Raw genomic sequence first — 17,816 nt, forward strand, 5'->3', positions numbered from 1 at the left:
CCAGGGCAACACAGGATTCAGGTGGCCGCGTCGACAGATGTCGCTTTCGGCGCGCATACCCGACACAGGCTTCGATCTGGAACGTCGGTCATCCATTCTCTGATCAGCGTCTTCGCGGCGTTGCCAGAGAGTAGTGCACGACAGTCGGCGTTCGCATGAAACTTCGACTTCCCGAGGTATGTTCGCAAGCTGTCCGAGCCATGGGCATAGAACAATTCGATGGATCCTTCCTGCGGTATTCCCACGTCCACCACCTTGCCTTCGTGCGCTACGTTCGACATTGCATTTGCCTTTGTCATCCACCTGCCGTGGGCGAAGTCCCAAGAGGGGACGCGAGTCCCGATGAGCCCGAAAGCCACCATCTTGCTACCCTAGTAGCTATGGGCGATCCGGAACTCGTAATATCCCGCATCCAGAAGGGTTCGCACGAGCTCGCCAACAATCCTCTTTTCTTCTCCGAACTCGCCTTTCACCTGAAAGGTGATATAGCCGTCATCATTGCGCAGCACGCGGGCCTCGACCCTCTCTGCGTCTCCGTGTGTGTTCATCTCGCAATGCTTGTAGACCTCTGCTGTCACGATGTAAGCCATTTTCTCCCCTTAAGACTTGAGACACCGCAGCCCCGGTCGCCTCCATGGCGAAACAATGCGCAGGTGGCGCTCACCGAAAGGCATGCGCATTTGCGCGTGCGTCGTAAAGCGCGTGATGCTCCCCACCATGCTCCGCCACATACGCCGCCAGACGCGCCTGGTCGAGTTTTGCGGAGATATTTTCGTGTCGCCACCCGGCGGGCAGGCCTCCCCCGAGCAGCGCTTCCACCAGTTCAAGATCGCCAGTGTAGTCGTAGGATAGAACGGGCTTCGGCCTTCCCGGTACGGCACGGAGCCATTCCCGAAGCTCGGCCCGCAGCTGCTCGAGTCGCATGGCTCGCCCTGGCATTTGCCCCAACTGGGGAACGACGACGGCTCTGACGAAGTCGCTGCACGCATTGAGGTCGAAATCTGTCCGTTCGGCGTAGAATTCCCGGCCGTCTTCGCTGACTATCGCGACGCTGATGAGCTGGTGATCCTCAAAGCTTGTGAACTCGGTGTCAACGAAATAGCGGGTCTTCCATACGCTCCGAGGCTTCATTCGTTTCCTTCATTGACGAGTGCGTTCTTCCTGCGGCGTCTGGCTTCGACGCTTTTCTTGCCCCGTAGGGTGGACGCACATCGAGGGCACCAACTCTGATGCTTGACCGACGTCGGCAACGCTTCCCACTCGTGGCCGATCGCACACCGGAACCGCAGCGTCCGCTTTCCAGATGAATAGGCGTCGGAGAGCAGGGCGCCGCCTTTCGCCACCGCGATCGCGCGCACCTCGTCGATCGGCAGTCGCTGCGCGAGCCCTCGCTGCGTGTAGCTACATCGTTCACACCAGTGCCCCAGCTTGATGAAAGCCGGCCGCATCTCAAACTGATGGCCCTTGTCGCACTCGAACGGGTGTTTGGTGCCGCTACCGTGATATTCAGTTGCCAGGCAGCGCCCGCCACGCGCCGCCGCGAGTGCGTGCATTTCGTCCATCGGTGCGGCTATCCGGACGCGCGCACAGACCGCGCACCACGCGCCGCGAGTGACAGACGAAGGCGTCGCCTCCCAGCGGTGTCCTTCACGGCACAGCCAGCTTACTGGGGTATTCACACCTTCGAATTTGACGGAAAGACATTGGCCGCCACGGGACTCTGCCAGTTCGGCAAGCTCCCTGAGCTTGCCGCGCTGGAACGGTCGTGCCGTGAAGCTATCGATCATCGTCTGGGTGATTACGACCCCTGTCGCGCGTTCGACAGCCACTGCGACCGCTGCGACGAGTTCTTCTGCGGAGCGCCGCTGCGGGATCGCGGGAATCTCGATGAGTGTCACGTTCTGTTCGGCGCATTTCGTTCGTACATGCTCATCCCGGGCCTGTTGTTCGGAGAAGGTACGAGCGCCGTCCCGTCCGTGAAAATGCCCGACGTGCGCAAAATGCTGCTCGCCGTGATACTCGAAGGCGAGGCGTCGATCCTCGTTGTACCCATCCAGGATGCAGCGGCTGAAGGCATCGGAACTCAGCCATTCAGGCGCCAGGCTCGGCAGCCTGACGTCAAACACGCATTCCAGGAGTTGACGGACCAACCCCTCGGTTTTATGGGTGCATTCGCGACACCAGTATCCGCTGGTCACCTGGTTCGCAGACGATTGCCATTCATGCCCATCAACGCACCTGAAGCGCAGCGGCAGGGTGGCGCTCCTGTATTCTTCGAACCCCGACAGACATTCGCCGCCATTGGCCCTGGCAACCTCGAGGACGCGCTCGAACCGAGTCAGGTTGGCGCACACGCGGCAAAGACCGTAGCCATTCAGAACCGCATGGCCGGACGTGGACCACTCGTGCCCACGATCGCACCGGAACCGTAGTTTCCTGTCCGAGCGTCCGTGTGCACTGGACAGACATTCGTAACCCCGCTCCCGCGCAATCGTGACTACCTTGCCAAAGAGATCGTGCACTAGCGTGCCTTTACAGTACGAGCAGAAGTAGCCGAGCTGGTCCCTTTTCTTGGTCTCAACGGGCGTTCTCGACCACTCATGGCCAGACGCGCAGCGGAAGTGAAGTTTTGACGTGGAATGCTCGTAATGGGTCGACAGACAGGTCCCGCCGTGACGTGCCGCAATCGCCTGAAACTCGTCCAGCGTTGCGCGCGCGGCGTCGCCATTTCTTGCGTACACACAGCGGATGCACCAGCTTCCACGATGAATCGCGCCGGCCTTCGCTTCCCATTCGTGACCGTTTGCACACCGGAGGCGCAGCGTCGACTCCTGTGTCTCATAAGACGTCGACAGGCAGATGCCGCCCCGCGACTGCACGAGTTGCAAAATGGCTTCGAACGCGCGCTGTCTCCGCTGTTCTCTCGTACAGGTACGGCACCACTGGTTGGCGGATTTCGGCAGTGCGCGCCATTCGTGGCCGTGGGCACAACGAAAATGCAACGGAGTCAATGCATCAACGTAGGTCGAAAGACAAACCCCGCCATGACGTGCGGCTAGGGCCTCGAACCGATCATCAGGTGGGCGCCTTGCCTTGGCGCTCTCAGCAACGGCACATCGCCGGCACCAGTGTCCGAGCCGGACATTCTCGGCCCTTGCCTCCCATTCGTGACCTTGAGCGCACCGGAACGCCAGTCGCGTCTCAACGTTTTTGTATTCTGTCGACAGGCATACGCCGCCACGGGCGGCTGCCATTTCATGGAACGTAGCGATCCCCGCGATACGGCGTTTGGAACAAAGGGCACACCAGGTGCCGCGACCCGCGTTGGTCGGCTTGTTCTTGATGTCGGCGGGCCGCGCTTCCCACTCGTGTCCCTCGCTGCAACGGAAGCGCAAGGAGACCTTGCTGCCCCGGTATTCGTCGGAAAGGCACACCCCACCGCGTTCGCGGGCAATGCGCCGATACGTGTCGATCGGTGTCTCGCTTTGGTCCTTCGTCATTGGGAGTTCAAGACGGATGGCCAGACGCTCAGTGCGCGCGAACGGCCGAGGTGTGCGTCGCGTGCTTGGTGTGCACCGCGTCGTTGATCCAGTGGCCAAGGACAACTGCCATGGGAATGCCGAAGAAAACGATCAATAGAAGTCGAAACAGGTTCATGATCTGATGTTATTTGGTGTCGTTACGGGCGCTTATAACTCGGACACGTTGGACGGATCGGTCCCTGCGGACCGAACCGCGATCCATACCTGAAGCCGGCCTTGTGCGTATGGGCCGTCCGCAAGATCAGCACCGAACGGTCGGACGACACCGAAGACACCCGGCCCTATCTCAAGGCAATCCCCGACCTTGGGCGTGCTGCCCGCAGCTTCGCGGATCAGCTTGATGACATATTGTCGATCCCAGGCGACCGGCCCGTTCTCCCGGAACGGCAGTAAGCGAAGATGGGTCAGTGCGGCTTGAACGTCCGGTTCAGAGACGACGATCGTAGATGCCGAGCCCCGTGAAATGACTGTCAACGTGCTGAGCATGGCAACGCCTGACGCTGCGACCGTACCGATGCTCAAAACCGTCATGACGAACGATTTCGATATCGTCATGCAGGGCATATATAGTGTGCTGAATTCACAGGCGTGATATTCGAGCGTAACCCATACGGTCATCGACGCGCCCAAGACGGCAGCAAACATGGCGACCGGCGCGAGGATCTTTCTGGGATCGATGGGTGTCCCGTCAGAGAGTGCGCTTATCAGAGCGAGGCCGAGCAACACCGAAATAAAGTCCATAGGCGTTCCTAGCGATTCCAGTCGTGGGTCATCAGGGCAAGCCAGCCGCCAAGTAGGGCAAGGGTTGGCATCGCGCCAAGCGCCGGCAGGACCGCAACCGACCCCCAAGGCATCACCGTCCACACACCGACGGACGCAAGCTTCAGAGTTACGCTGAGTGCTACGACCATGGGAGCGAGTTTTGCCCACAGGCCGAACGAGATCGCGATCCAGCGGTGCAGCAATAAAGTGGTGAATTCCTGAGTCATGCGAGCTGTCGTCTGCTTCCTAGTCAGTCGGCAAAGATGCCGATAAGCTTCTCTGCAGTCTCAACAAACCCTTCGACGGGCGTGAGCCCATCCCTGATCCCGCCGTACTTCGTGGCAACGGCGATTGCACGGTCAACCCAGGCCTGCTGAGCCAGATCGAGTGAGGCACCTTCGTGCGGAGGAACGGCGTACTTTATGGCGTTGCCGAGGGTTCCGAGATCTTCGCCTTTCTCCGTGCCGCGGAAATCCGGGTGATGGTTGCCCATATCCTGAATGACGTCCGCGAGACGATACCAAAGCTTTCGGGGTACGGTGATTGTCGACATGTTGTGACTCATCGATTGGAAAATGTTGGCGCGTAGACTCAGGCGCTGGCGTGACGCTCTGCCTCAACCGCCCGTTTCAACTGCTCGTGTGAAACCCCAGGACGAATAGTCTTCACGATCTCAAGCGCGCGGGTCAGCGCTTGCACCTTTGCTCCGTGCAAGGTCGGGTTGCTGCTTTCGGTTCCGTCGAATAGGTCTGCAAACGGGGCGTATTCGGGCCGTCGGTAGAAGTCGGCAAGAAACCATCGCCCTGCACGAGTTGTCTCCAGCATCAGGTCCATGCCGTCGATATTCGTGCGATTCCAGCTGTGGCCTGTCACCGCTCTTCCGAGATGCTCACCATAGACTGTATCGAAACGCTCATGGGTGTAATCCAGAATCTCGCTCAGTGTCTTCATTCGCTGCATGCCCTGAATTGCAGGATGTCCGTGTCCTAGGCGCGAACAAACATTCGCCGTCCGATCTCCAGCAACGCAGCGCCTGAGACCAGAATCGCCAACCCTGTAGCGACGGGATGGTTATAAGACTGTGTGAACATCCAGCCGAAGAAATTGAATCGCTGCATGAGATACGTAACGCCCGCAATTCCCCCGGCAAACAGAGCTATCGCCAGTATGCCAATTGCTATCTGGCCGGGTACTTCTCGTGTCGTCCGATCCATCAGAGCTAGCCCCTCGTGTTGCCCTGGTGCTGCTCAAATTCGCTGTCCAATCTGCCCCACACGTCGAACACGCTGAACAGAACTACCACTATTAGCCCAGCGGCCGCTATCGGCCAGATATCGTGCGACGAGTACGCGGCATACACACCGGCAGCGACGATCGCGGAGCAGAGTGCCCCAATGAGTAGTGCAAGCTTCATGTCATTTCCACTGAATCAGTTTGCCAACAAAACAGGACAGAAATAGCGCCGCGCCAGCTACTACGATCTTCACGGCCAGCTTCGCCTGAGTGACCTGTTCGGCGTTGAGGCGCAGATCAGGCTGAAGGGTCGCTCGCCAGATGTGCAACTCGAACGCTCCTACGCCCATGATGCAGATGCCCAGTATGAATCCGGCACTCAATGCGCGGGAGACGATGAATCTCCGATGGATCACACTGGGCATCAAAGGGGTGCGCGGCGGTACGCAAAGGCGCCAGCACAGGAACTTCATCGTCTGTCTCCTAAACAAGATTATCCTGTACCAGCCAGGCGCAGATCTGCTCGCGGACTACGGTGTCAGCCAGTCCGTATTCGCGGATGTCCTTCTTGAGATCCATCGGCAGACGAGTCAGCAGTTCACGAAGGTCGTCGTCAGAGAGAGACTTTTCGGTGATAGTGAGAATTGCATCATGCAAACCTGGAAGGGAACTCACCAGAGCATGGGCGGCTTTGTTCGCCTCGTCGAACTCGCTCGTGCCGTCAGTTTGCGTGGGTCCGAAAATAGTCAGCCTCCCGCTCAACTTCGACATGGTGTCGAGCATTGATTTGCCGCTACCCGGGTGACTGGTAATGAAGAACAGTTCGGCCCTTTGAGCGCTCGTGGTCATGATTTCCCTGTCAGTCAGCGGATCTCAGCCGTACAAACTCGGCCTTGGCTTCAGCGGCGGTCATGCAGCGACCGTTGTTTCTTGCCACGAGCTTGTCGCATTCAGCCCGGGTCGAAATCTTGACTGCACCGGTACCGCCGCCGTCCTGGACGAGCAGATACGTATAGCGCTGGTCAAAGGACGCCGGCTCGAGAAGGATCCCGGCTCCGTTCTTCCGCACTACGACCTTGTCGCCGCTTTCTCGCCACGCCTTCGCATCGATCTTGGATGCACCCGGGACGCAACTGCCGTCGCTAAGTGGCGCAGACGTCGTGCCTTCGCGGAGGCAGACGACGTCATTGTTCATGTCGGCAAATGCCCAATTCGTTTGGGACAGTCCAGCGGCTAACAGACAGAGAAAGAGGGCGTTTTTCATTGTGGATTTCCGGCAGAAGCAGGGCCGGGATTCCCGGCATGACGCCGAGTACCACCGGGTCGTTACTAGAGCGCACGGAAGCGTGATGTGAAAAGGAAGCTGGTGATTAGCCTCTGAGGCGATAGATGTGGGCGAACACGGCGACCGTTATGGCAAGACCGATGAACTCCATGACTACCGTATGGTTCTCATACAGGGTGCGCAGACCTGTGACGCTGACAAGCCAGAAGACCGCCCAGAAAAAGCCGCCAATCAGAGCGACGCCCAGGGCAAGCCCGAGGGTTCCTGCCAGCAACCCGATAACCAGTCCCGGACCGCTTGTCAAGGGAACGGTCGCTCTGCCGATCCGGAACGCGAACATGCCGAGTGTCTCGCTTGCTGGCGGCAGTGGGCGGTGATTCAGCTCTTCAGCAGTGTAACCGAGGCGCTCGGCGAGGGACCTAGAGCGTGTTAGGAACTTTTGTTAAGAGCTGCAAAGTGGACAAGCATGAGCACGGAGAATACGACGAAGTGCAAACCCGCCAAGGTCTCGGGCAGCCGCTCGTAGTCTCTCGCCAGTCGGCGGAAACGGTTGAGCCAGCCGAAGCTGCGTTCGACCACCCAGCGGCGCGGCAGCAGCACAAAGCCCTTTTTTGCCTCCTGCAGCTTGATGACCTGAAGCTCAATGCCTTCGTCGAGCGCCGCCTGCGCAGGCTCTTCGCCGGTATAGCCCTGATCCGCAAACGCCACCTTGACGGTTTGGCCCGTGGCTTGCTGCACCTGCCGCGCCAATTCACCGACCTGCGCGCGCTCCTGCTCGTTGGCTGGTGTCACATGCACTGCGAGCAGTTGCCCCAACGTGTCCACCGCCATGTGAACCTTGCTGCCTTTCTTGCGCTTGTACCCGTCATAGCCTGCGCGCGGGCCGCTCTCGCACGTCGATTGCAACGTGCGACCGTCGAGAATGACCGCGCTGGGTTGGCCCCGGCGGTCCTGCGCAACCCGGATCACCGAACGCAGATCGCTCACCATGGCCTCGAAGCAACCTGCCTGAATCCAGCGCTGCGTCTGCTGGTAGACCAATTCCCACGGTGGAAAGTCGTTGGGCAGCAAACGCCACGGTGCGCCCGCGCGCACGATCCAGCGCAGTGCGTTGAACATCTCGCGCAACTCGTAGCGGCGCTGCGGCGCATCCTTGCTTATCAAGGTCAGATAGGGAGCAGCAAAATACCACTCCTCATCCGACACATCCGTTGGGTAGGGCCTGCGTTTTTTCATCTCGCCAGGATACCAGGTCTGGCGGGAAGTTCCTAACACGCACTAGTGGCTGGCTTTTCTTGTGACATCAACGGTCGAGTGTCCTGTGGTGAGAATCCGGCTCCAGTTACCGTATCTATTCGGCGCGTCTTGCGAAAAATTCAGTCGGGGGACGAATTTTTTTGGCTTTGAACCCGATACCCAATGGGCTGATCTCGTTCAATCGTCGAATTGGCGGGGGGCGGTGCACGTTTCGCGGCTGGCAGCGGCGAGGCGACCCAGAACTCCCGTCGCACCACCGGTGAGACTCGACGGACCTCAAGAAAACCCCTGGCCGCTGCCATCTCACAGGCGACGATGTAGTCATGCTCATCGGGGCGGGCGCCAAAACCGCCGAGGTTCGAGGCAGCGACGCGCACCTGTTCCAACGTAATCACGTTCTGCCTCCCACATCGGAGGCGACTTTCTCGGATTCAGTCATTATCGTGGCGGGAAGCCCGCTGATCGTCGCGACGGTCAAGTTGCAGGACAAGGACGACGAAAACAATAAACAGTTCGGGCTCGGCCACTACCTCAAGGTCATGACGGTCGCGGACACTCAGGAGCCGCCCCTTGGCATGAGCCAGCGTCTCCCCGGCGTGCGAGACGTTGAAGCGCAGATCGAAGATGTTGCCGGCCACAGTCGCACCGTCGCGCGGGCCGCCCACTGCGTAATAGCGGCGACGAAGGGCAAACACCTTTCGCCTGACTGAAAACTCTCCAAGCTCACCCGTAATCCGCCAGGTCGGGACGAACGAGAAGAGGCGCTTGCGCACCGTGCCGACTTCGGCGTCCCCGCGATAGAGTCGCCAGGTCGGGGAGAGGAGGGAAAACGATCCTTTCGCGCGATATGCAAGCTCACCCCGGTCATCCGTGATATCGACGGCTCCGCGCAGAGACAAGAGCTTGTTGGCGACGCTTAACGTTCTCGGCAATGTAGCCCCCTCTGATTTCGCTTTTTCATTCTGTGAAGCGCCAGCGCCCCCGACACTCAGGCGCCTGAACTCCCCGCCCGTGGTCACCGCATGCCAGGGAGAGCAACGCATTGAGAAAGTTGCCCCACAGTGCGTTTTCGGCAAGAAGCTCGCCGAGTTTAGAGCGGACGCGCTTTTTTTCGTTGGAGCGGCGTGACGACGCCTACAAGCCAATCTACCAGCGGCGGCTGGAGAGGCAAGCCGACGGCGTGGCGGCGGGAGGCGTGAGGAGATGCCTTCACGCCTTCCGGGAGGGCATCCGCGAAGACGCGGGCGTTGGAGGTCTGGATTGAGTCGTCAAAGAGGTCGAGACGCTCGCGCACCAAGCTTTCCCGGTCTAACATCAGCTTGGCTCTGCCGATGCTGACCGAAGGAGTCGAAAGGGCAGACGCGTTCAACGATCCCTACTACGTTTAAGCCGCAAGTTTGTGCTCGTAGTACGGACGGTCCCGGTCATCAAGCAGCGCATATTGAAACGCTAGATTCTGTGGGTCCGGGTTCAGCCATGCATCGACGTTTTCCGGCTTGATAGGCACGATGCACCGATCGTGGCCCGCAGCGACGACTTCATCCGGCGGTTCGTCAGTGATGGCTGCAAAGGAGAGAAGGTCAGGATCCTTCCCGTTGGTCCAGCGCGACCACAGGCAAGCAACGAGCATCGGATGTTGAGGGTTCGGGTTGAACTCGATCACGACGTTCTCCTCTTCTTCGCCCTCCCGGAGCGTGCGGCCCTCCAGTCGATGCCGCTTCACGTTCTCATAGAACGCGTCGACGATGAGGATCCCGTGCGTATAGCCGAAGAGTGGGCGCCAGAAGCCATCAAGGCTGTCGCGTCGGGAATTGTAAGTGCCGGGGAAGCGCGTGTCGTATGAAGCTGGCTTTCCGGCGATCCTGCATTGGTAGCGCATCGGTTTGACGACCTTCTGCCCATCCTCGACGACAATCACCGGCGCATAGTCTCCGGGGAAAAACCGCGAGTCGCGGCGCTTCCATGTCGTGCGCCACAGATCTTCGAGTTTTCGCATGGTATGGTCGATCTTGTCGGTCGCGATGCGCTTGCTTTCCGAGGCGGCCTTGGTGACTTTCAATTGGAGTGCGCGGTCTGCCTTCGCGAGGCGTTCACGCTGCGCAAAGAGAGTCTGCTCGAGCGTCGTCGCCTGCCCAGCACGGAAACGGCCAATCAGGTCCGCGACGTCACCTTCCCCGCCGGTAACGAATTCGTCCTCGATTGCCTTGGGGAGCTTGATCCGCGCGCCATCTGCCCGCGCCATGAACAGGCGCGCGAACTCGTCAAAATCAATGCGCGCACCGAAGGCCCGCACGTATTTCCGGTAGTCGGCGACAAGCTGGGCGGAATAGCACACGTCGAACTCCAGAAGTTAGGCACCCCCAGATGATAACGGACGGCGCGCTTTCCCCTCCCGACGTCGCGCCCTGTCAGCGCAGTCGACCACGCACTGCGCTTCGTCGGTTCCGAGGATTTCTCTGACGACGGCGCTCAATATTTCAGTTCAGGGGACCGAGTGCGGCGACGCGCACCTGGAGTTGTTCCCGGATCGCGTCGAGCTTCGCGGCGTCGGTTTTCGCGGACAGGGCCTCCCGCGCCTTCCGGCCAAGGAAGTAGGCGATCCGCTCCGCATTCGCGCCGGACGGGTGTGGCAGACCATGCAGCACCTTGTCAGGCGGCACGACGCCTCGCGCGACGAGCCAGTCCAACCCCTCGCTTACCTTAGGCCCAAGCGGGATATAAACGGCGTCGGGCAGGGACCGCGCCTCGTTGGCGAAATGCTGCTCAATCTGAGCTTTCAGAAATTCGGACCGGGTCATTCCGGGCGCGCCGTTGTAGTTCGCGCCGTCGACGAACACGGGATGCCGGAGGATAGATGTGGTCTGAATGAGGTCGCCGGCGGCGCCAAACAGCGCCTCGCATGAAGGCAACTGGAGCCAGCGGTTCAGGCCGATGTGGTCGAGCAGTGCGATGAGATTGGGACGCATGGCGCCGCTGAAAGCGCCGGTCTGCTTGGCGGCGCGCAGTGCATCGGCGTGCGTCGCGCCGCCGCGCAGCCGATCCTGCGCCTCGCGCATGGCGTTTTTCCATTGGGTGAATCCGGGCGTGATACCCACGAGGACAAGGCGCGCTTTGGGGTTCACGTAGTCGAACGGAACGTAGTAGCTTGACAGTGGACCTTGGCGACCGAGCAAAAACGTCTCAGGAATGTCGCGGGGGGACTGCACGCGGGCCAGGTCGAGCCTCCCCATATCTGCTGCGAACCGCGCGAAAAAATCGCTCTGCATGGTTTTCTGTTGTCTCGTGGGTGTGGCGCCACGTGGCGGGCGCAGGGCTGATCATACTGGACGATACTTTACTGTTGTTCCATTTGGGGTAAAATATCGTCTCAAATGGCACAGGAGCAAATCATGGCAAAGCGTGAAATTGGGGCTGCATCGCAGCGTCAGGCGAAAGTTGGTCGCGCGTTGCCGGCAAAGCGAGCGATTGCTGCCGAGGCCGCGGCGGAAGGGAAAATGAGGATCCGCTTGCCCTTCGATGTGATGGACTTCCGGAAAGCCTACCGTTCGTCGAGCGTCGATCGGATTCAGGTGATCAAGGCTGGCGTCTCTGCAAAGAGCGTCTACGACCTCGCCACCGCCCTGAAAGTCAGTCAGGACGTCGTCATCAAGTATCTCGGCCTTTCGAAGTCGACGGTCAACCGGAAAGCGCAGGCAGACGATACGCTCAGTACAGATCAGGGAGAGCGCGTGCTCGGGATGTCGAAGCTCATCGGGTTGGTCCAGACCGTCGTCGACGAGTCCGGCGATCCCGATGTGGCGAAGGATTTCGACGCGGCGCAGTGGCTCGAAGAGTGGCTGTCGCAACCGAACCCGGCGCTCGGAGGGATGTTGCCGTCGGCCTATCTGGACACGCACGAAGGACAGGAAGTGCTCGCCGCGCTGATTGGTCAGATGCAGAGCGGTGCGTACGCATGACGGTATCTCTGTGGCGGATAGCCGCGCTTACGCCGGCCTATCCGGCCGAAGACATGTCGGGAGGGGGCGCCAAGGCGACGGGCGGGCGCTGGAATGCCAAAGGCACAGCGGTGCTGTACACGTCGGAGAGCCGCGCGCTGGCGTGCCTCGAAACGGTAGTGCATGTCGTCAGTGGCGGGCTGCCGCTCAATCGGATCCTCGTGCGAATCGACGTGCCGGACGATGTCTGGCGCGCGGCGACCATTTTCGACGGGGCCGATCCACAAAACGTAGGCTGGGACGTTGACCCGGCGGGAAAGGTTAGTATCGACGCTGGCACGAACTGGGCGAACGGCGTCGCCAGTTCACTCCTGATTGTGCCTTCCGTCATCGTCCCGGAAGAGCGGAACATCCTGATCAATCCCGGTCACCCGGATACGGCGAAGCTCACTCCGACGAAGATCCGGAAGTGGACGTACGACAGCCGGCTGAAGCGGTAGGGGCTGCGCCGGGGCGCGGGCGATCGGTTTTCACCAGACCTCACTGAATATTTCCGCGGTTCCGTCGATGAGGTGGGTGGGCGCATTTGTGGCCCAGGACCTAGCCACCCATCGGATAACAGGCACAGCGCCAGGAGCCGCGGACATGACGAGTGCAGCAGAAGCACAGGCAGAAGTAGTGGGAGCAGCGCCTCCGCCCGCACGCTCAACGGCGTCCGCGTCGGCGGCGCGCAAACAGGCCTCCTCGGCTGCGCTGTCACTCCTGTCCGCCTTCGTCGACCGGCTGCGCTGGGGCAATACCAGCGGCGCTTCGGATGTCATCGAGCAAATGGCAACAGCCCTTGCGGACACCCATCCGGCGGTCGCGTCCAAGCTCCGTAGATTTCAGTCTGCCAAGCCGGTCGAGATGAAGTTGCCCGCTGACATCATTTCGTTCGAGGAACCGCAGGCGCGGTTCACCGATGTCATCCTGCCTGCAGACATAGCGCAACGTCTCCCGGCTATCCTCCAGGAACACGGACGCGCCGCCGAACTGGCTGCCTTCCGCCTCTCGCCGCGGCACAGGATTCTGCTCGAGGGGCCGCCGGGAAACGGAAAGACGATGCTGGCGGAAGCGTTGGCGGGTGAACTCGCGGTCCCACTATTGCGGGTGAACTACAGCGGTCTCATTGCAAGCCACCTCGGAGAGACGGGCTCGAACCTGGCGAAGGCGTTTCGCTACGCCGAGCGCGCGCCCTGTGTCCTCTTTCTCGATGAATTTGACGGCATCGGCGCCGACCGGGCTACAAGCGACCTCGGGGAAATCAAGCGGATCACCAACCAGTTGCTGATCCTCATCGACCGCCTGCCTTCCCAATGCGTGCTCATCTGCGCGACGAACCTGGTCGACCAGATCGACGCGGCGGTCTTGCGACGGTTCGACTTCCGTCTCCACATACCTGCGCCCGATGCGGAAATCCGTCTTCGTTGCGCGCGGGCGGAGCTTTCTCCGGAGTTGACACCGGGCGTTGATGTCTCATATCTCGCCGATCGCGTCGCACAGCATCCCTTCGAAAACGTCGCAGCGCTCGTGCAGCACTGCCGGGAAATTCGTCGCGATCTGGTGCTGAACCGCGGCGAGAACATCGAGCGGCTCGCTTCGTCGTATGAGCGGAGAGCCGCGTGACGGTCTACGTTGATCGTCTCGCGAGCTGGGGTTTCAGGTTGCGCGGGCGGACAGTGCAGAGTTGCCACCTGTTCACCGACGGGGTCGATATCGAGGAACTGCACTCGTTCGCCGAGCAGATCGGCATGCGAAGAGCCTGGTTTCAGCCGCACGACGTTGCGCCTCACTATGATCTCACCGCAGTGCGGCGCGCGGCCGCCGTGTCGCTGGGCGCCATAGAGGTGAACTGGCGTCAGGCATCGAGGATATGGCGGCTCCGGCGTCTCGCAGTCCAAGCCGGTGGCGACTCTAGCGGCGCGCCCTGAGCGCCTTCAACCAGGTCTGATTTGCGGAACCCGTTCGGCGTCGAGCCGGCTCTCGTCCCGTCCCCATCTTGCGCTTACTCGTTCGGCCAGGCAATGCATGCGCGGCAGCGGTCAAGACTGAATTTCCTCGGCGCATCGCCGATAGATGGCTTGTACCGGCCCCGGGCGAGCGTGGGGCTTTAACGAAAAGGGCAAAGACATGTCGGCAAACACAGAAGGAATCTCGAGGTCTCGCAAGCGGGTGGTAGTGTTCGCCGTTCTGCTGTCCATGCTGTGCGCGGCTACAGGCGCGCGGATCTACGCTGTGACGCATCCCGGTTGCGAACCCGGAGCGGAAAAATCAGTGGTAGCCCATGGCATTGTCGTTTGCACGATGACGGTAACCCTGACGCATTGATCGGGATCTGCGGATATGCGAACTTCCACGAAATGCGGCGCGCTCCTCCTTGGCGCGCTGGTAACCGTGTTGATCTCAGGCTGTTCGGACAGCGACCCTGAGCCACCCACCCATGCCGACCTGGTCAGACTCGCGACGGCCGATGCGAAGCGGTACACGCAGGACGAACAGTGCCTGTCGCGGTTCGCGTGGCCCGTTGAGACGACCACCGAGCGCGACGGCACGCCGTCCTGGTACTACGACCACGACCTGCTGGAAGCGATTACTGCCGTCGGACTCGCGAGGCGGTCCGTCCGCGACATAAAAGAGACTGTCGATGGCGCGGCAGTCGTTCATTCTCACTTCGTGTACGCTCTCGCCGAGCGCGCTGCGCCGTTGGTGCGCATTAAAACGCAAGAACACTACGACGGCACCGTCAGCCGCGACCGGGTTCTCTGCCTTGGGCGACTGACCTACGAGGGCAACGTTACGCCAGCGATGATCTACGTCCAGCGCGACACTCTCGCCGGATTCATTTTTCATGGATCGGAAAGTGAAGAGCACGCCGCGTACCGCGAGAATGACGGCACGGCAGAAAGCCGATTTGAATACTCGCTTGCCGCGACGCCGACCCGCGAGAAGTTCGCCGACGTGATGCAAAGTGTGGGTGGCCGCAAGCTTAAGGACGATGACGCGTACCTTCGGCTGTATGACGCCACCTTCCGGGTGCGGAAGATCCGCGCGCTTGCTCGCGACAGCGGTCACGGTTGGGAGAACGAGGCCTCGGCCCCGGAAGATCGCAACTGACTGCAAAAGGGGAGAAGAAAATGTCGCACGCGGCATGGTTGGTTGTAGTCGCAGTCGTTTCCGCGCTCGGTGGCGGCGCGCTCGCATACGTCGCCACTGTCGTGCGTGGTGGCTATCGGGCAGGGTTTGCGGCAGCTGAATTCGAAATGGCGTACGCGAACGGTCGCTACGACATCCCGAAGATCGAGGTCGACGGCCATGAGCTCAATCAGGCAGCAATTGGTGTTATCGGTGCGGCCCTTCAACAGTATGTGCGCGACCTTGAAGGTGGCGTTGGCGCCCGCGGCAAGGGTGGATTGTTCGAGCGGCGCGCCCATGCGGTACGAGACCTGATCGTACGGGATCGCGCGAACACAGGGCGGATGGGTTCTGAGCCGACAGGTAACGCGGCATTGAAGTCAACCGATGTTGCTCGGATCGCAATTTGGAAAGCCGGAATCGATCACCCCTCATCCGCTGCAAGCGATTAACCGTGGATGGAGGGAAGTGCTTCCTGTGCGGGCTATACTCGCACCCGCAGATTCGGTGCAACCGGGTGAGGTCAGCATCGACATGCGAGCGAATTTTGAAGTTTCTATCAATTTTGCCGCTCAAGCGGAGAGGATCGTTGGAATGACTGGCGGTAACGAGCATCTGGGACGACGCCCCAATCAACCCTTCGTACTCAGCGTTGGCCAGGGCTTCTGGCCGCGCCGTTGGCGCGCCGTCGCGCTTGCCCGTTCGTGGCTCATTGCCAGATTCGTCCGTGCCGCGCTCAACCGTAATCGGGTGATCCTTCTGATCGGCGAGACTGGCTCGGGAAAGACCCTGCTGCTCGAGCGTGCAACACCCGGCCGGATCATTGACCACTCCCAGTCGGTGCTCAACGCGGGCATCAAAGGGGCGGTCAACGTGGCAGAGATCCCTCACGGTCCCTTCTCGATTGACGAGACGATGTGTCACGACGCGGCGTCGGTTTTGCGAGCGCTCGAAGTCAGCCGTGGCCGGGGTTTCGCGCTCTCATTACAGGATGTGCAGCACATCAAATTGATGGGCCTCAGTCAGGAGCTCTCCCGTAATCATCGATGCGTGTTCGTGAATATCACGCGTCGCGCGCGGGCGCTAAAGGCGAAAGGGCAGCGCACCCCTGTCGATGCGCACCGATAGGTGCTACCCGAGTTGCTTCGGTATCCCGAAAAAGCTCACCCCATTTCCTTGCGACGGAAAGTCGGCTGGCGACTCAGGCCTGTCTGCGTGCCCGGTGTATCTCCAGCAGCCTTTGTCGTTCTCGCCAGCCCCCGGCGTCCTGCGGTGAAATGCAACTGTTGCAGTGAATGAGTTCGACGTCGAGCCAGAACCGGTCGATAGCCTCGACGAACCGCTGAAGCTGATCTCGGGGTATCTCTATAGCGTCCATGGGAGGATGCGACGTAGGTCTAACCTGCGGCCGCATCCCTGGCATTACGGGCGTCTCCTGGTAAAGGGGCGGCCAGAAGTGCGGTTTGAGTTTGAATAGTCTTCCGGCAGACCGACCATCGCCGTGGCGACACGCGTCCGCGACGAGTTCGAGCAGGGAGATATCGTCCCAAGAATCGAATGCTCGCAGTGCAATGCCTCGCGTCTCTGCCAGAAGTGTATCCAGCTGCTCGAGACGCCGGTTGGTCGCAACGTCGATCCGTTCAGGGGTCGGCCCAAATCGGTGAACGGCGCCCGCGATCCAGCGCCGCAACTGCCGCTCGAAAAGAGAATGGATTGACAGGCAGAAGGCCTGGGTAGTTTGACGGGTGAGCGCCTGGATATCCGCGATCGCGAAGGGCGCGCCGCCGCCGCGTTCTTGCCAGTCGGCAATCTGCCTGTCGAGTGCAATCAGAGATGGATTGACGACGTCGTCGAGGAAAGCGCGAACGCGACGGCCATTGCCGAATTCCGTGACGTCCCAAACACCTGGGTCGCTCCACCGATGATCTTCAACTCTTGTACGCTCGGCCGGCATAGGGCTTCTCCGCTCAGGGTGGACGCCAGTTTAGCTGCTAACGGACGCTCACACACTTGTCAGAGGGCAAAGAGGATGCCGCACAGACGTTAGTTCGGGGATCCGGACGTTCAACAGGCGGCGGCGCGTTCCGCCTTACAGTAGAGATCGTTGTAAGCCTCATGGGAGACGATCCGAAGCGGGCGGCGCGAGTCGCGCTCCACGAGCAGCCGGTAGCTGAGGCCAACGGGGATCGACAGGACGGTGTGTTTCGTCGAGCGCAGAGGTTTAGCCTTCAATTCGTACGGGTGCACACCAGCCGCTAACTGCTCCAGTACCGTCGCCGCGCGCTCGCAAACGGCCGGTAGGTGCTCTACCGGGCCAAGATCAATGCTCGCCTCGTCGACCAACTGGCGGAGTCGGTCCCGGCGCTGTAGCCGATCAGCGGCTTCCTGCGCCTGTGCATCTGCGCGCGCCTGAATCCGCGCCGCCGCTTCTGCTTTCGCCTGCTCCTCGGCTTTCGCCTCAGCGCGCGAGACGCTGTCGCAGCGGTGGCAATACTTTCCCTTGCCTGTATGCCCACACGGGAAGCTTCGCTTCATAAAAGTCGTCGATCTTGTGCATAGTGTTGGACGGGTCGCTAGCTGGCGCCAGTGACCACGAAAGCCCACGGGAGTGTTTGCGGGCCGACCGCGGCG

The 17,816-nt window shown here is 60.6% G+C and carries 26 protein-coding genes; 7 read left to right on the plus strand and 19 right to left on the minus strand.

Going from position 1 to position 17,816, the window contains the following annotated elements:
* Window positions 1-17: 17 nt before the first annotated feature.
* The 17 genes from G3O01_RS10405 to G3O01_RS10485 form a co-directional block, all read right to left on the minus strand.
* Window positions 18-281 carry a hypothetical protein gene (locus G3O01_RS10405; RefSeq protein ID WP_205804536.1) on the minus strand — a complete coding sequence of 88 codons (264 nt, stop codon included), beginning with the start codon at window positions 279-281 and terminating at the stop codon, window positions 18-20.
* A 90-nt stretch (window positions 282-371) separates the two neighbouring features.
* On the minus strand, window positions 372-590 hold the full coding sequence (locus tag G3O01_RS10410) for a hypothetical protein (RefSeq protein ID WP_205804537.1): 219 nt from the start codon (window positions 588-590) through the stop codon (window positions 372-374).
* A 70-nt stretch (window positions 591-660) separates the two neighbouring features.
* Window positions 661-1,131, minus strand: a complete 471-nt coding sequence (locus G3O01_RS10415) for a 3'-5' exoribonuclease (protein ID WP_205804538.1) — start codon at window positions 1,129-1,131, stop codon at window positions 661-663.
* A complete protein-coding gene (locus G3O01_RS10420; protein ID WP_205804539.1) occupies window positions 1,128-3,500 on the minus strand; it encodes a hypothetical protein in 2,373 nt (790 codons plus the stop codon). Before G3O01_RS10420 ends, G3O01_RS10415 begins: the two co-directional genes overlap by 4 nt.
* Window positions 3,501-3,689: 189 nt before the next feature.
* Window positions 3,690-4,283 (minus strand): hypothetical protein, encoded by a 594-nt coding sequence (locus tag G3O01_RS10425; RefSeq protein WP_205804540.1) that lies wholly within the window; start codon window positions 4,281-4,283, stop codon window positions 3,690-3,692.
* Window positions 4,284-4,291: 8 nt separating this feature from the next.
* Window positions 4,292-4,531, minus strand: a complete 240-nt coding sequence (locus G3O01_RS10430) for a hypothetical protein (protein WP_205804541.1) — start codon at window positions 4,529-4,531, stop codon at window positions 4,292-4,294.
* Between the two features lie 23 nt (window positions 4,532-4,554).
* Window positions 4,555-4,857 (minus strand): hypothetical protein, encoded by a 303-nt coding sequence (locus G3O01_RS10435; RefSeq protein WP_205804542.1) that lies wholly within the window; start codon window positions 4,855-4,857, stop codon window positions 4,555-4,557.
* A gap of 38 nt (window positions 4,858-4,895) precedes the next feature.
* A complete protein-coding gene (locus G3O01_RS10440) occupies window positions 4,896-5,255 on the minus strand; it encodes a hypothetical protein (RefSeq protein WP_205804543.1) in 360 nt (119 codons plus the stop codon).
* Between the two features lie 464 nt (window positions 5,256-5,719).
* Window positions 5,720-6,010 (minus strand): hypothetical protein, encoded by a 291-nt coding sequence (locus G3O01_RS10445; protein ID WP_205804544.1) that lies wholly within the window; start codon window positions 6,008-6,010, stop codon window positions 5,720-5,722.
* Between the two features lie 10 nt (window positions 6,011-6,020).
* Complete coding sequence (locus tag G3O01_RS10450) at window positions 6,021-6,386, minus strand: hypothetical protein (RefSeq protein ID WP_205804545.1); 366 nt, start codon at window positions 6,384-6,386, stop codon at window positions 6,021-6,023.
* A gap of 10 nt (window positions 6,387-6,396) precedes the next feature.
* Window positions 6,397-6,801 (minus strand): hypothetical protein, encoded by a 405-nt coding sequence (locus G3O01_RS10455; RefSeq protein ID WP_205804546.1) that lies wholly within the window; start codon window positions 6,799-6,801, stop codon window positions 6,397-6,399.
* Between the two features lie 106 nt (window positions 6,802-6,907).
* Window positions 6,908-7,162, minus strand: coding sequence for a hypothetical protein (locus tag G3O01_RS10460; protein WP_205804547.1), 255 nt, complete (start codon window positions 7,160-7,162; stop codon window positions 6,908-6,910).
* Window positions 7,163-7,251: 89 nt separating this feature from the next.
* Window positions 7,252-8,058, minus strand: a complete 807-nt coding sequence (locus G3O01_RS10465) for an IS5 family transposase (protein WP_205804548.1) — start codon at window positions 8,056-8,058, stop codon at window positions 7,252-7,254.
* A 140-nt stretch (window positions 8,059-8,198) separates the two neighbouring features.
* The gene (locus G3O01_RS10470) at window positions 8,199-8,474 is read right to left on the minus strand and encodes a hypothetical protein (protein WP_205804549.1); all 276 of its coding nucleotides are present in this window, start codon (window positions 8,472-8,474) and stop codon (window positions 8,199-8,201) included.
* 36 nt (window positions 8,475-8,510) lie between these two features.
* A complete protein-coding gene (locus G3O01_RS10475) occupies window positions 8,511-9,011 on the minus strand; it encodes a hypothetical protein (RefSeq protein WP_205804550.1) in 501 nt (166 codons plus the stop codon).
* A gap of 452 nt (window positions 9,012-9,463) precedes the next feature.
* On the minus strand, window positions 9,464-10,414 hold the full coding sequence (locus G3O01_RS10480) for an SOS response-associated peptidase family protein (RefSeq protein ID WP_205804551.1): 951 nt from the start codon (window positions 10,412-10,414) through the stop codon (window positions 9,464-9,466).
* A 142-nt stretch (window positions 10,415-10,556) separates the two neighbouring features.
* Complete coding sequence (locus G3O01_RS10485; RefSeq protein WP_205804552.1) at window positions 10,557-11,345, minus strand: hypothetical protein; 789 nt, start codon at window positions 11,343-11,345, stop codon at window positions 10,557-10,559.
* Window positions 11,346-11,468: 123 nt separating this feature from the next.
* Between G3O01_RS10485 and G3O01_RS10490 the strand changes: the two genes are divergently transcribed.
* The 7 genes from G3O01_RS10490 (at window position 11,469) to G3O01_RS10520 (ending at window position 16,313) form a co-directional block, all read left to right on the plus strand.
* Window positions 11,469-12,035 (plus strand): antitoxin Xre-like helix-turn-helix domain-containing protein, encoded by a 567-nt coding sequence (locus G3O01_RS10490; RefSeq protein ID WP_241023821.1) that lies wholly within the window; start codon window positions 11,469-11,471, stop codon window positions 12,033-12,035.
* A complete protein-coding gene (locus tag G3O01_RS10495; protein ID WP_205804553.1) occupies window positions 12,032-12,514 on the plus strand; it encodes an RES family NAD+ phosphorylase in 483 nt (160 codons plus the stop codon). Before G3O01_RS10490 ends, G3O01_RS10495 begins: the two co-directional genes overlap by 4 nt.
* 145 nt (window positions 12,515-12,659) lie before the next feature.
* The gene (locus tag G3O01_RS10500; RefSeq protein ID WP_205804554.1) at window positions 12,660-13,679 is read left to right on the plus strand and encodes an ATP-binding protein; all 1,020 of its coding nucleotides are present in this window, start codon (window positions 12,660-12,662) and stop codon (window positions 13,677-13,679) included.
* Entirely contained in the window at window positions 13,676-13,984 is a 309-nt protein-coding gene (locus G3O01_RS10505) for a DUF4031 domain-containing protein (protein ID WP_205804555.1), read from the plus strand. The genes G3O01_RS10500 and G3O01_RS10505 overlap by 4 nt, the downstream gene beginning before the upstream one ends.
* 412 nt (window positions 13,985-14,396) lie before the next feature.
* A complete protein-coding gene (locus G3O01_RS10510; RefSeq protein ID WP_205804556.1) occupies window positions 14,397-15,167 on the plus strand; it encodes a hypothetical protein in 771 nt (256 codons plus the stop codon).
* Between the two features lie 20 nt (window positions 15,168-15,187).
* A complete protein-coding gene (locus G3O01_RS10515; RefSeq protein ID WP_205804557.1) occupies window positions 15,188-15,637 on the plus strand; it encodes a hypothetical protein in 450 nt (149 codons plus the stop codon).
* Window positions 15,638-15,692: 55 nt separating this feature from the next.
* Entirely contained in the window at window positions 15,693-16,313 is a 621-nt protein-coding gene (locus G3O01_RS10520) for a hypothetical protein (RefSeq protein ID WP_205804558.1), read from the plus strand.
* Window positions 16,314-16,386: 73 nt separating this feature from the next.
* Here G3O01_RS10520 and G3O01_RS10525 read toward each other — a convergent pair whose 3' ends face one another.
* Window positions 16,387-17,139, minus strand: a complete 753-nt coding sequence (locus tag G3O01_RS10525) for a hypothetical protein (protein WP_205804559.1) — start codon at window positions 17,137-17,139, stop codon at window positions 16,387-16,389.
* Between the two features lie 110 nt (window positions 17,140-17,249).
* The gene (locus G3O01_RS10530) at window positions 17,250-17,720 is read right to left on the minus strand and encodes a hypothetical protein (RefSeq protein ID WP_205804560.1); all 471 of its coding nucleotides are present in this window, start codon (window positions 17,718-17,720) and stop codon (window positions 17,250-17,252) included.
* Window positions 17,721-17,816 lie beyond the last annotated feature (96 nt).

Origin of the sequence: Burkholderia sp. Ac-20365 (genome assembly GCF_017104715.1) — a bacterium.
Classification (GTDB): domain Bacteria; phylum Pseudomonadota; class Gammaproteobacteria; order Burkholderiales; family Burkholderiaceae; genus Paraburkholderia.